The following is a 13,007-nucleotide window of genomic DNA, read 5'->3' as shown; positions in this document are numbered from 1 at the left end:
GCCCTTTCGCGCGTTGCCGGTGGCGTGGTGGGTTCCGGCAGGCCCCCCCCGGGCGGGTGACGGGTCTCGGCGGCAGGATTTGCCCGGCCCGCCGGGAGTGCGTGCACGTTGGCACGTTGCCCGGTGCCGTGGTGGGTTCCGGGCGGGCGACCGGCCCCGGTGACCGGCCCCGCCGGGAAGCGACCGGCCCAGGCGGCAGGCCCTACTCGGCCCCGTCGGCCGCCGCCCCCGTGAACCTCGCGCTCGTCATGAGTGCCTCCGCCCGCCAGCCCAGCGACTCGTACAGGGCCCGGCCCTCCGGTGTTCCGACCAGTACGCCCGTCTCCGCGCCCTGGGCGGCGGCCTCCTGTGCCAGGGTGCGCATCACGAAGGAGCCGAGTCCCCGGCGTTGGTGCGCGGGGGAGGTCGCCACCTGGTCGACCACCGCCGTCCTGCCCGTCGGGGCGAGCTGGCCGCGGGCCGCCCAGGAACCGTCGGGGGCCGCCAGCGCGACGCGGGTCACCCCGCCGCGCGACCACACGCGTACCCGGTAGCCGTCGGGGACGGCAGGCGGCTCCCGGTCGGTCAGCGGGACCGTCATCAGGTGGCCCGGGTCGGGGTTGACCCACCAGCCCTGGCCGAGCCAGCGGCCTACCGTCGCCGGGTCGCCGAACACCTTGAGCCACACGCCGGCCCCGGTCACCGCCTCGGCCACCTTGCGGACGGTCCGCTCCTCGACGTTGTCGTTCACGGCGCCCAGGACGTGCCGGGTGACATGGTCGGCCGTGCCCACGTCGATCGTCCAGCCCCAGGGCTCGGTCAGCGGCGGCGCCGCCCCGCGCGAGACCACCCAGCCGTCTATCCAGGCCCGCACGGTTCCGTCCACGCCAACTCCCTGTGCGATCTGTGCAATGTTTCGTAATGGTTAAACTGGCTTATTGGATGTTACTCGGATGACTGTATGCGCAGGTCCGGACATTGCGGGAGGTGTGATCGCTCACGGCGAACACGCGGCGGGGAACATTCGGCGCCCATCGCGCATTGAGTCGGCATAGCTCAACTTGAATGCCGAAGGGAAGATCATGGCTGCTGAGTCCAATGCGTTCACTCCGCTCACTCTGCCCGTGCTGCCGCTCGACGACGAGGTCGTGCTTCCCGGCATGGTTGTTCCGCTGGACCTGAACGACGCCGATGTCCGGGCCGCCGTCGAGGCCGCCCAGGCCGCCGCGCGCGACGAGCCCGGCAAACCCAGGGTGCTGCTGGTGCCGCGTATCGACGGGACGTACCCCGGCACCGGTGTCCTGGGCACCGTCGAGCAGGTCGGGCGGCTTGCGGACGGCGACCCGGGCGCCCTTGTCCGGGCCCGTGGGCGCGTGCGGATCGGCGCCGGGACCACCGGGCCCGGGGCCGCGCTGTGGGTCGAGGGGACACGGATCGACGAGACCGTGCCGGATCCCCTGCCCGGTCATGTCACCGAACTCGCCAAGGAATACAAGGCCCTGGCCACCTCCTGGCTCCGCAAGCGCGGCGCCTGGCAGGTCGTGGACCGGGTGCAGAACATCGACGACGTCTCCGCCCTCGCCGACAATTCCGGTTACTCGCCCTTCCTCAGCACCGACCAGAAGATCGAACTGCTGGAGACCACCGACCCGGTGGCCCGTCTGAGGCTCGCCACCCAGCAGTTGCGCGACCACCTCGCCGAGCAGGACGTCGCCGAGACCATCGCGAAGGACGTCCAGGAGGGCGTCGACAAGCAGCAGCGGGAGTTCCTGCTGCGCAAGCAACTCGAAGCCGTACGCAAGGAGCTGCGCGACCTCAACGGCGAGCAGGACGGCGAGGAGTCCGACGACTACCGCGCCCGCGTCGAGGCCGCCGATCTGCCGGAGAAGGTGCGCGAGGCGGCCCTCAAAGAGGTCGACAAGCTGGAGCGCTCCTCCGAGCAGTCCCCTGAGGGCGGCTGGATCCGCACCTGGCTCGACACCGTCCTCGAACTGCCCTGGAACGAGCGGACCGAGGACTCCTACGACATCCAGGGCGCCCAGGCCGTGCTCGACGCCGAGCACGCGGGCCTCCAGGACGTGAAGGAGCGCATCACCGAGTACCTCGCCGTGCGCAAGCGGCGCGCCGAGCGCGGGCTGGGCGTTGTCGGCGGGCGTCGTGGCGGCGCCGTACTGGCGCTCGTCGGGCCGCCCGGTGTCGGCAAGACCAGCCTCGGTGAGTCCGTCGCGCACGCCATGGGGAGGAAGTTCGTCCGCGTCGCACTGGGCGGTGTGCGGGACGAGGCCGAGATCCGCGGGCACCGGCGTACGTATGTCGGCGCGCTGCCCGGGCGGATCGTGCGGGCCGTCAAGGAGGCCGGGTCCATGAACCCCGTCGTCCTCCTCGACGAGATCGACAAGGTCGGCTCCGACTTCCGGGGCGACCCGGCCGCCGCCCTGCTGGAGGTCCTCGACCCGGCGCAGAACCACACCTTCCGCGACCACTACCTCGAAGTCGAACTCGACCTCAGCGACGTGGTGTTCCTCGCCACCGCCAACGTCCTCGAAGCGATCCCCGAGGCCCTGCTCGACCGGATGGAACTCGTCCGGCTGGACGGGTACACGGAGGACGAGAAGGTCGTCATCGCCCGGGACCACCTGCTGCCCAGGCAGTTGGAGCGGGCCGGTCTGGAGGGCGCCGAAGTCACTCTGGACGAGAGCGCGCTGCGCAAGCTCGCCGGGGAGTACACGCGGGAGGCCGGTGTCCGCAACCTGGAGCGGTCCATCGCGCGGCTGCTGCGCAAGGTCGCCGCCCAGCACGAACTCGGGGAGCGGAAACTGCCGTTCACGGTCGCCGAAGGTGATCTGCGCGGGCTCATCGGGCGCCCCCATCACGTGCCCGAGTCCGCCACCGACCCGGCCGAGCGGCGCACCGCCGTACCGGGGGTCGCGACCGGGCTCGCGGTCACCGGGGCCGGCGGTGACGTCCTCTACGTCGAGGCCTCGCTCGCCGATCCGGAGACCGGCGCCGCCGGACTGACCCTCACCGGGCAGCTCGGCGACGTCATGAAGGAGTCCGCGCAGATCGCGCTCTCCTTCCTGCGCTCGCACGGCGCCGAACTGGAACTGCCCGTCGGCGACCTGAAGGACCGGGGCGTGCACATCCACTTCCCGGCCGGGGCCGTGCCCAAGGACGGCCCGAGCGCGGGCGTCACCATGACGACCGCCCTCGCCTCACTGCTCAGCGGACGGCTCGTGCGTACGGACGTCGCCATGACCGGCGAGGTCTCGCTGACCGGGCGGGTGCTGCCGATCGGCGGGGTGAAGCAGAAGCTGCTCGCCGCGCACCGGGCCGGCGTCACCACCGTGATCATCCCCAAGCGCAACGAGGCCGACCTGGACGACGTCCCGGCCGAGGTCCTGGAGAAGCTCGACGTCCACGCCGTCACGGACGTCCGCCAGGTCCTCGAACTGGCGCTCACCCCGGTGGCGAACCCGGCGGAGGTGAGGACTCCGGCAGCGGCGTGACGGACGCTGCCGGTCGGTGAGGGCCCGGGTCCCGGAAGGGGTCCGGGTCTTCCCGTGCGCCGATACGGGCCCTCCCGTGCGCCGATACGGGTCTTCCCGTGCGCCGATACGGGTCTTCCCGTGCGCCGATACGGGTCTTCCCGTACGCCGGAACGGGGGCCTCGACGGGCTTGAAAGGCACCTGGATGGCGTCGGCCGCCCGAGCCTGCGAAATACTGTCCGAGCTGCGGCAACGGCCGAGCCCGGCGGAAATCTTCAGAAGCCTTCAGGGCGGCGAAACCGGATCAGGGGTGCTGACGTGCACGAGGACGGGAACGGCGAGGGGAACCCCGGCAAGCGGGGTGTCGAGCCCACGACACCCGGGCGCGGGGTCGAGCGGGAGTTCCTCGCCCTGGAGCGCGAGTTGACGGTGTTCCTGCGGCGCGCCCGCGCCAACTCCGGGGAGATGGCCCGCGAGGTCCATCCCGACCTGGAGTCGTCGGCGTACGGACTCCTGGTGCGGCTCGACGAGTGCGGGCGCCAGCGGGCCACCGAGCTCGCGGCCTACATCGGCGTCGGCAAGGCCACCATGTCCCGCCAACTGCGCGCCCTGGAGGAGCTGGGCCTCATCGCCCGCGAACCGGACCCGGCCGACGGGCGCGCCTGGCTGGTCCACCTCACGGACGAGGGCCGCGTCCGCTTCCGTAAGGTCCGGGAGGCCCGCCGCGAGCGGTATGTGCGCGAGCTGGCAGCCTGGGACCGCCTGGAGGTGGCCGAACTGGCCCGCCTGCTGCACCAGCTCAACCTCGGAATGGAGAAGTAGCCGCACGCGGCGACAGCCACGGCTACAACTCCACGTACGCGACCGTCGCGTCGTCGTGGGTCTTGCCGCGGCCCAGGCGCGGCCGGCCCGCGTCCGCGTCGGCCCGCTCCAGCTCCCGTACGCGGTGCACCAGCGCCCCGGCACCCTCCTTGCGCACGGCGGTGAAGCAGGCCGTCCAGTCGCCCTCGGTGAACTTCTCCACCCAGCGGGTCGCGCCGTCCGTCAGGGCGGCCAGGGCGCGGACCCCGTCGCGCGGGAGCGAGCCCGTCACCGCGCGGGAGGCCACCGACGGATCGGCCGCCGCCGTGAAGAAACCGCCCTCCTTGTTGCGTACCGTCGCGTCGGCGATCGCGTCCGTGGTCAGCCAGGCGCGGGGGACGCGGGACAGCCGGTCGTCCAGGTGCGCGGTGACCGTGCCCTCCGGGGACTCGGTCAGCAGTGCCGAGTCGGACAGGACCAGGTGCTCCACGGTGGCCGGTGACCAGCGGGCGAGAACCACTGTTGCCTGAGGGGTGCGTGGGTGAGAAAGGTCACAGGTTTGCGCGTGGGCCTCGGCGGTACGAGAGATGGCGGTCGCCAGTAGCTCGGTGAGGGGGACATCTCGTAGCGAAACCGACAGTTCGGTCAAGGCGCCGCCGAGTCGGGCCGTGTACCAGGGGACGGAATGCAGACAACCCGTTCCGGCCGCCGGGGGTGTCACCCCGTCCAGAAGGACGAGCGCACCGCCCTGCCCTGAGGCGGGAAGTCCGATCGCCGCGAAGTCCTCATTGGGGCGGTCCGGATCGCCCGGCTCCGTGACCAGTTCAGTACGCATCCGGCCAGTCTGCACGAGCCCTTCACAACCTCCCCAAATCGCGGGCAACGATTGCCGAAACAGCGTGTAGTCGCTGGTCAGGCGCCTGTTTTGGGCGAGATTGATCCACTCCGTGAAGACGGCGCGGCGGATGATGTCAAAGCCCGCCGCCCACGTCCAACCGGCCTGCCGGGCACGGCGGTGGCACAGACCGGGGGAACTTGCCGCCAACTCCCCGCCGATGTTGACTCCTTGATGTTCACTCCTTTGAGTGGCGGGTCAGGCGACACGCGCTCCCTGCCCACCGGCATGGGAGGGTCGGGAGCCGGGCCGTGCCGGAGAACCGGAACCGTGCCGGGTGAGTGGCAGGCCAGAACCATCAGGGCGGCCATGCAGTTGACGGATCGTCATCCGGGTCCCGACGGTTCGTCACCCGGGCCCATGGGCACACGAGTCAGGAATGCGAGCACCGGTGCAGAAGACGCGGCCTCGGCGCACAGGCAGGCAGACAGCTCCCGCGGGGGGCGCTACCGGTGACGCCCCGACCGATCCCGCGGGCAGGGGTCGCCCCGCTCACGTCCGCAACCGGCTCATCGTGGCCGTCGCCGTCGTGGCCGCCGCGATCGCCGGGGCAGGCGCCCCGTCCGTAGTGGCCGCATCCGCGCAGCTCCACGACTCGCAGGCGCTGGTGACACTCGCGACGCGGACCCAGGACGCCCTGACCCTCGCCCACTCGCTCGCCGACGAACGCGACGAGGTCACCGTCTTCATCGCCGCCGGCCGCCCCAAGGGGAAGACGCCCTCCGAGCAGCGCGCCGCCCGCGTCGACCGGGAGGTCGACGATCTGCGCGCGGACCCCGACACCCCGGCCGACCTCCGCGCGGACCTCGACGGCATCGCCGACCTGCGCACGCAGACGCTCGGCGGGAAGGGCACCGCCCTCCAGGCGCACGAGGCGTACTCCGCCGCCATCACCAGGCTGCACCGCCTCGCCGGGCAACTGGCCGAGCGGCAGCCGCCCCGCGCGGGCGCCGGCGCGTACGCCCTCGCCGAGCTCGACTCCGCCGTCCAGCAGGCCGCCGCCGCCCGGGGACTCCTCCTCGCCGCACTCAGCGTGCCGACGTCCACCGAGAGCGTCTACGACTCGGTCACCGGGCTGTCCACCGAGCAGTCCGTCACCAAGCCGGCCGACGCGAAGACCCGGGCCGCGCTCAGCGCCGCCGCCCAGCAGGCCCGGCTGCGCTCGGACGCGGGGATCACCGACTTCCGCGAGACGGCCCCCGAGGACGCCGTCGGCAGCTACGACTCCACGGTCACCGGACCCGAGGTCGACACCGCCGACAAGTACCTCGCCTCGCTCACCGACCAGCCCACGCTGTCCCCGGGCGAACTCGCCACCAGACTCAGCAGCGTGGACGCGGCCGTCTCCGCCCGCGTCGAACTGATGCGGGGCGTCGAGTCCTCCCTCTACGAGCGCCGCACCCAGGACCTCACCAAGCTCCGCGATGACGACGTCACCGAGCTGGAGATCCGGATCGCCGCCCTCGGCGCCCTGCTCCTGGTCGCCGTCGGTATCGCCACCGCCATGGCCCGCTCCCTCACCCGCCCGCTCTCCGTACTGCGCCGGGGCACCGCCAGACTGGCCGAGGCCGCCGACCCGCTCACCGAGGAACCGGTCAAGTTCACCGGCCGCAACGACGAGTTCGCCCAGGTCGTCCGCTCCGTCAACGCCCTGCACGCCCGCGCCCTCGCCGTCCACGAGCGCATCGCCACCCTGGAGTCCGACCGCAAGCACCTGGTCGGCCAGCGCCAGCTGATGGCCGACGCCCGCGAGGAACTGCGCACCGAACTCGCCGACGCCGCCGACCAGTTGGTCCGCACCCGGGACACCATCCACGGCACCTTCGTGAACCTGGCGCTGCGCACCCTCGGCCTGGTCGAGCGCCAACTCGCCGTCATCGAGGGCCTGGAGGAGCGCGAGCAGGACCCGGAGCGGCTCGCCACCCTCTTCAAGCTCGACCACTTCGCCACCGTCATGCGCCGGCACAGCGAGAACCTCCTGGTCCTCGCGGGCGCCGAGCACGGCCACCACCACGCGGGCCCCGTCCCGCTCGTCGACGTGGTCCGCGCCGCCGTGAGCGAGATCGAGCGCTACGAGCGGGTGCGCATCTCCGCGCTGCCGCCGCACACGCATCTCGCCGGGTTCGTCGCCGACGACGTCAGCCATCTGCTGGCCGAACTCCTGGAGAACGCGACCTCGTTCACCCCGCCCGAGCTGCCGGTGGAGATCTCCGGCTGGCTCCTGGAGAGCGGCGAGATCATGCTCTCCGTCCAGGACGACGGCATCGGCATGAACGCCGATCGACTGGTCCGCCTCAACTCCCGCCTCGCCGACTTCGATCCGGACGTCCCGCACGACGCGTACGACGCGTACGACTCGGACGACCTCGGCGAGACAAGCGGGACGGCAGGGAAGGAGGGCGGCGACGGGATCGGGCTCGGCCTGTACGTCGTCGCGCGGCTCGCCCACCGGCACGGGGTGCGGGTGCAGTTGCGGGAGCGGAAGGAGGGCGGGGTCGCGGCGGTCGTCGTACTGCCGAAGGCTCTGCTCGCCGCCGCCCCGGACACCGTCCAGCCGTCCACCCTCTCCTTCCCGGGTGTCGACGCCGAGGCCAACTCCAATGTGCTGCAAGGCCGTTCGGAGGCCGAGGAACCGGAAGCGGAACCGGCGAAGGACACGGTCGGCGAACCGCTCCCGGCCGACGCGCCGGACCTGCTGATCGCCCTCGCGGAACGGGCCGTACGGAAGGCGGAGGCCGAGGCCGAAGCCGAGGCGAACGGGGAACCGGACCAGGCGGAGACGGAGCCGGAGTCCCGCCCCGCGCCCCTGCCCACGTCCGAGATCACCATGGAACTGTTCCTGCCGGACCCCTCGGCCGTGGACACCGCCGGGCCGGCCGACGCGACAGCTCCCGACAGCGACAGCGACAGCGACAACGCCACCGACTCCGCGTCGGACCCCTTCGCCATCGGCCCCGACGCGCACGAGCGCGCCGACGAGGAGCCGGTCACCGACAAGGGGCTGCCCAAGCGGACCCCGAGGATCACCGCGCCCGCGGAGCCGCCGAGACCGCGTATCGGGTCCGTCGACGCCGAGGCGCTGCGCCGCAGGCTCGGCGGGTTCCACCAGGGTGCGCGCGACGGGCACCGTGACGTGGAGGCGGAGATCGCGGAGCGGACGGCTCGTACGGCGGAGCCGGTACATGCCGAAGAAACCACGGGGGGAACAGTCGAGGAGGCAAGCAGTTGACCGCGCCCAGTACCTTCGGCCTGAGTAGTGAAGCCCGCAACCTGCACTGGCTGCTGAGCAATCTGGTCGAGGAGGTGCCGGGACTGACGTCGGTCGCGGTGGTCTCCTCGGACGGGCTGCTGCTGCTCTCGTCCGACCCAGACAGGAACGCGGAACGCCGGCCCGACCAGCCGGCCGGCCCCAGAGGCTCCGCCGCCGACCTCGCCACCATCGTCTCCGGCATCGGCAGCCTCACCATCGGTGCCGCCAAGCTGATGGACTACGGCGGCGTCAAGCAGACCATGGTCGCCATGGAGGACGGCACCCTCTTCGTGATGTCGATCAGCGACGGCTCGCTGCTCGGTGTGCACGGCTCCCCGGACTGCGACATGAGCGTGGTGGCGTACCACATGGCGCTCTTCGTGGGCCGCGCCGGACACGTCCTGACCCCCGAACTCCGCAGCGAGCTGCGGGAGTCGATCGAACGCGGGGCGGCGGGCGGCGAACCCGCGGAGACCGGTCCGATGGCGGTCCGGGCCGTCCGGGGGCGGCCGTCGGGGGGCACCGAGTGAGTACGCCCGGCGCGCCCAAGCTCCCCGTCCGGGGCGGCGACCGCAAACCGGCCCGGGTACGCCCGTACTCGCTGACCGGTGGCCGGACCCGCTTCGGCCATGTCCTCCTCGTCGAGACGTTCGTCGCGGCGATCGAGGCGTCCGAGGAGCGCAGGGAGCTTGAGAACGGTTCCCTCGGCTTCCGGGTCGTGCCGGAGCTGCGGGCCATCGTCGAACTGTGCCGCCGGATGCGTACGGTGGCCGAGATCGCCGCGCTGCTGAGGATGCCGCTGGGTGTGGTCCGCGTACTCCTCAGCGACCTCGCGGACCAGGGAAGAATCCGTGTGTACGGAACCGGTCACGGGCCGGGGCAGCCGGACCGCGCGCTGCTGGAAAGGGTACTGAGTGGACTCCGTCGTCTCTGACGTCGCCCTTGGCGTCTCCCCGCTTCTCCACCTCCCGCCGGACCGTCAGGTTCCGGCGGAGCAGGAGGAGATGCGGCCGTGGCAGGAGGACCGCACCCGCGCTCCGATCGCCACGAAGATCGTGATCGCGGGCGGCTTCGGCGTCGGCAAGACCACGATGGTCGGCACCATCTCGGAGATCGAGCCCCTCCAGACGGAGGCGCTGATGACCGAGGCGAGCGAGGGCACCGACGACCTCACCGCGACCCCGGACAAGCGCAGCACGACCGTCGCCATGGACTACGGCCGCGTCACGCTCGACGACGACCTGGTGCTCTACCTGTTCGGTACGCCGGGCCAGCAGCGGTTCTGGTTCATGTGGGACGACCTGGTGCGCGGCGCGATCGGCGCGGTCGTACTGGCCGACACCCGGCGGCTGAAGGAGTGCTTCCCGGCGCTCGACTACTTCGAGAGCTGCGGGCTGCCGTACGTCGTGGCCGTCAACCACTTCGAGGGCAGTGCCGTGTTCGAGGCGGAGGACGTGCGGGAGGCGCTCACGGTGCCCGCGCACATACCCGTGATGATCATGGACGCGAGACACCGGCTCCCGGTGATCAAGACCCTGCTCGCCCTGGTCGGCCACGCGCTGGACGTCAGTCCCGAGTAAAGCGCGTGGCCGCGACGTACTTACTACGACGTACGTACCGGCCACGACATACGACGTGGCCGGTACGTACGACGTAGCTGCGACGTAACCGCGAGCAGGGGAGAGACCAGAGCGTATGCGGAAGATACTTGTCGTCGGAGCCGGTCAGGCCGGACTCCAGACAGCCCTCGGACTCCAGTCGCACGGGTACGAGGTCACCCTGATGTCCAACCGGACCTCCGACGAGATCCGGACCGGCAGGGTCATGTCCACGCAGTGCATGTTCGACACCGCACTCCAGCACGAGCGCGATCTCCAGCTGAACTTCTGGGAGTCCCAGGCCCCGAAGATCGAAGGACTCGGCGTCTCGGTGGCGGCCCCCGGCTCGCACGACCCGGGCCCCACGCAGCGCGCGATCGACTGGGTGGGCAGGCTCGACGGCTACGCCCAGTCGGTCGACCAGCGGGTGAAGATGGCCGGCTGGATGGAGACGTTCGCCCAGCGCGGCGGCCAACTGGTCATCCACGGCGCGGCGGTCGGCGACCTCGACTACTTCTCCCGCGCGTACGACCTGGTCCTCGTCTCGGCGGGCAAGGGCGAACTGGTGTCGATGTTCGCCCGCGACCCCGAGCGCTCCCCCTACCGCGAGCCGCAGCGCGCCCTGGCCGTCGCCTACGTCCATGGACTGGGCCCGCGCCCCGAACACCCCGACTTCGACGCCGTCCGCTGCAACCTGGTCCCGGGCGTCGGCGAGCTGTTCGTCATGCCGACGCTCACCACCTCGGGCCGCGCCGACATCCTGTTCTGGGAGGGCATACCCGGCGGCCCCCTCGACGTCTTCCACGGCGTGCGCGATCCGGACGAACACCTCTCCCTGACCCTGGAACTCATGGAGCGGTTCACACCGTGGGAGCACGCGCGGGCCACCAAGGCCGAACTCACCGACGCGGGCGGCACGTTGACCGGCCGCTACGCGCCCACCGTCCGCAACCCGGTCGGCCGCCTCCCCGGCGGCGGCCTGGTCCTCGGCATGGCCGACGTGGTCGTGTCGAACGACCCGCTCACCGGCCAGGGCGCCAACTCCGCCTCGAAATGCGCGGCTTCGTATCTCGCATCGATCCTCGAACAGGGCGAGAAGGAGTTCGACGAGACCTGGATGCGGGCCACCTTCGACCGCTACTGGGACACCGCCCGGCACGTCACCAAGTGGACCAACGCGATGCTCGCGCCGCCGCCGGAGCACATCATCAACCTCCTGGGCGCGGCAGGCCAGTTGCCGCCCGCGGCCGACCGTTTCGCCAACGGCTTCGACGACCCGTCGGACTTCGAGAACTTCCTCTACGACCCGGAGCGGACCGCGGCCTACCTGGGCTCACTGACCGGAGCCTGACGATCCGGCGCCGCTCCCGCACACGGTGACCGACCGCCTAGCGGTTCCGGGGCTCCCGGGGCTCCCGGCGCTCCCCGCGCTCCGGGAGCCCCATCGGCGCCGGCAGTTCCGGCAACAGCCCGCGCAGCCCGGGAAGTTCGGGCAGTTCGGGCAGCTTCGGCGGCTCGTAGCGCCGCAGCGGCCGGGCCGCCGGATCCGGACGCACCGCGCCGAGCACCGGGTGGGACGCGAGCTGGGAGACCGTCACCTCCTCGCCGGTTCTCGGGGCCTGGATCACCTTGCCCGCCCCGAGGTACAGCGCCACATGGGTGGCCTCGGGGAAGTAGACGACCAGGTCACCGGGGCGCAGCTCGGTCAGCGGGATTCTCGGCAGGCGCGCCCACTGCTCCTCGCTGGTCCGTGGGATCGGTGTCCCGGCGTGCCCCCAGGCATCGGACGTCAGGCCCGAGCAGTCGTACGTGCGCGGGCCCTCCGCGCCCCATTCGTACGGCTTCCCGAGCTGCCGTGCGGCGTACCGCACGGCCTTCTCGCCCTCCGCCGACGGCTTGCGCTCCTCGCCGGGCGCGCCGAGCGCACCGGACGCGACGAGCTGCTCCTGTGCCCGTGCGACACGGCTGCGCTCCAGCTCGGCGAGGGCGGTGAGCTGCTCCGGGGTGAGGGACGTGAGGAGTTCCTCGACGTCGTCCAGGCGCCGGGTCACGTTGTCGCGTTCCTTCGTCCGGCGTGCCATGAGGGTGAGCTGTTCGTCGAGCGCGGCACGGGCCTTGCGCGCCAGTTCGTCGGCCCGGCGTTCACCGCTCGCCAGCCGCCCGACCGTCCCGGCCCGCTCGCGCGCCAACTGGCCGATCAGATGCCCCTGGTCGAGGGCGTGCTGCGGATCGCGGGCCAGCAGCAGCCGTACGTACGGGGAGATGTCGGTGCTGTCCTGGTACTGCTGGCGGGCCAGCCGTCCGGCCGAGCCCCTGCTCCGGTGCAGGGAGAGCCGGGCCCGCACCAGGTCGGCGTCCAGCCGCCCGGTCTCGGCCCGGCGCCGCTTCAGCCGCTCCTCGGTGGCGTTGTAGGCCTCGGTGGCCTGTTCCGCCTCCCGGTACAGGCGCTGAAGCTCCGTCAGCAGTTCGGCGACGGGCCGTTCCTCGGCGTCCTGGCCCTCCGCCGGGTCAGGCGATGGTGGCGTGCTGGGTGCCGTCGTCGCCGTCCGCGTGCCGGGCTCCGGGGGTGCCGGTGCCGCGACGGCGAGCCCGGGGCCCACGAGGGCCTGCACGGCGAGCGCCGCCGTGGCGGCCGTACAGGCCAGACGCAGCAGTCCTCCTGACACGTCGTCACCTCCCTGCGGGGTGGCCCCTCCATCCCGTAGGGCGAGCATCAGCCGCAGGCGTCCGGCGCGCGCGCCGGAGGTGCGCGGTTCGGCGCAACCGCGTCACCCGTCGGCGTCATCCCGCCGGCCGCCCGGCGTGGCGTCGGGCGCGGCGCCGGGCGGAGTGCCGGGTGCGGTGTCCGGTTTCGACCACGGCCACTTCAGGCCGCCGAGTCCGCCGCCCCACGTCGCCTCGCCCTTGTCGTCCCCGTCGGCGGCGAACTCGTACTTCCAGCCCTGGGGCAGGCCGAGCCGCTTGCTGTAGCCGCGCTGCACCCGCCGGTAGACCAGGA

General features: G+C 72.0%; 10 protein-coding genes and 1 pseudogene. 7 read left to right on the top strand and 4 right to left on the bottom strand.

What is annotated here, in order from left to right; genetic code table 11:
- Positions 1 to 202: 202 nt before the first annotated feature.
- Entirely contained in the window at positions 203 to 865 is a 663-nt protein-coding gene (locus tag AOK08_RS21555; protein WP_055528589.1) for a GNAT family N-acetyltransferase, read from the bottom strand.
- A gap of 196 nt (positions 866 to 1,061) precedes the next feature.
- On the opposite strand from AOK08_RS21555, the gene lon reads away from it, so the two are divergent.
- The gene (gene lon / locus AOK08_RS21550) at positions 1,062 to 3,485 is read left to right on the top strand and encodes an endopeptidase La (RefSeq protein ID WP_055528582.1); all 2,424 of its coding nucleotides are present in this window, start codon (positions 1,062 to 1,064) and stop codon (positions 3,483 to 3,485) included.
- A gap of 298 nt (positions 3,486 to 3,783) precedes the next feature.
- On the top strand, positions 3,784 to 4,287 hold the full coding sequence (locus AOK08_RS21545; RefSeq protein WP_055528572.1) for a MarR family winged helix-turn-helix transcriptional regulator: 504 nt from the start codon (positions 3,784 to 3,786) through the stop codon (positions 4,285 to 4,287).
- Positions 4,288 to 4,309: 22 nt separating this feature from the next.
- Here the strand turns inward: AOK08_RS21545 and AOK08_RS21540 are convergent, their stop codons facing one another.
- Complete coding sequence (locus tag AOK08_RS21540; RefSeq protein ID WP_055528568.1) at positions 4,310 to 5,101, bottom strand: hypothetical protein; 792 nt, start codon at positions 5,099 to 5,101, stop codon at positions 4,310 to 4,312.
- Between the two features lie 439 nt (positions 5,102 to 5,540).
- Here AOK08_RS21540 and AOK08_RS21535 point away from each other — a divergent pair, with 439 nt between their 5' ends.
- The 5 genes from AOK08_RS21535 (at position 5,541) to AOK08_RS21515 (ending at position 11,360) form a co-directional block, all read left to right on the top strand.
- The gene (locus tag AOK08_RS21535; protein WP_241827041.1) at positions 5,541 to 8,390 is read left to right on the top strand and encodes a sensor histidine kinase; all 2,850 of its coding nucleotides are present in this window, start codon (positions 5,541 to 5,543) and stop codon (positions 8,388 to 8,390) included.
- Complete coding sequence (locus tag AOK08_RS21530; protein WP_055528559.1) at positions 8,387 to 8,941, top strand: roadblock/LC7 domain-containing protein; 555 nt, start codon at positions 8,387 to 8,389, stop codon at positions 8,939 to 8,941. The genes AOK08_RS21535 and AOK08_RS21530 overlap by 4 nt, the downstream gene beginning before the upstream one ends.
- On the top strand, positions 8,938 to 9,345 hold the full coding sequence (locus AOK08_RS21525; RefSeq protein ID WP_055528556.1) for a DUF742 domain-containing protein: 408 nt from the start codon (positions 8,938 to 8,940) through the stop codon (positions 9,343 to 9,345). The genes AOK08_RS21530 and AOK08_RS21525 overlap by 4 nt, the downstream gene beginning before the upstream one ends.
- On the top strand, positions 9,326 to 9,991 hold the full coding sequence (locus AOK08_RS21520) for a GTP-binding protein (RefSeq protein WP_055528553.1): 666 nt from the start codon (positions 9,326 to 9,328) through the stop codon (positions 9,989 to 9,991). The genes AOK08_RS21525 and AOK08_RS21520 overlap by 20 nt, the downstream gene beginning before the upstream one ends.
- Before the next feature lie 115 nt (positions 9,992 to 10,106).
- Positions 10,107 to 11,360, top strand: coding sequence for a styrene monooxygenase/indole monooxygenase family protein (locus AOK08_RS21515; protein WP_055528550.1), 1,254 nt, complete (start codon positions 10,107 to 10,109; stop codon positions 11,358 to 11,360).
- 37 nt (positions 11,361 to 11,397) lie between these two features.
- Here the strand turns inward: AOK08_RS21515 and AOK08_RS21510 are convergent, their stop codons facing one another.
- Together AOK08_RS21510 and AOK08_RS21505 are read right to left on the bottom strand one after the other, a co-directional pair.
- Positions 11,398 to 12,675 (bottom strand): C40 family peptidase, encoded by a 1,278-nt coding sequence (locus AOK08_RS21510; RefSeq protein WP_079054179.1) that lies wholly within the window; start codon positions 12,673 to 12,675, stop codon positions 11,398 to 11,400.
- A gap of 102 nt (positions 12,676 to 12,777) precedes the next feature.
- Positions 12,778 to 13,007, bottom strand: a pseudogene (locus AOK08_RS21505) (hypothetical protein); the annotation flags it as partial.

This window comes from Streptomyces graminilatus, assembly GCF_001418565.1.
In the GTDB taxonomy this organism is placed as follows: Bacteria; Actinomycetota; Actinomycetes; order Streptomycetales; family Streptomycetaceae; genus Streptomyces; species Streptomyces graminilatus.
This window is presented reverse-complemented; position numbering and strand designations above follow the sequence as displayed.

Coding starts and splice junctions, on each gene's coding strand:
- lon (WP_055528582.1), top strand. CDS start 1,062: ATGGCTGCTGAGTCCAATGCGTTCACTCCGCTCACTCTGCCCGTGCTG.
- AOK08_RS21540 (WP_055528568.1), bottom strand. CDS start 5,101: ATGCGTACTGAACTGGTCACGGAGCCGGGCGATCCGGACCGCCCCAAT.
- AOK08_RS21535 (WP_241827041.1), top strand. CDS start 5,541: ATGCGAGCACCGGTGCAGAAGACGCGGCCTCGGCGCACAGGCAGGCAG.
- AOK08_RS21515 (WP_055528550.1), top strand. CDS start 10,107: ATGCGGAAGATACTTGTCGTCGGAGCCGGTCAGGCCGGACTCCAGACA.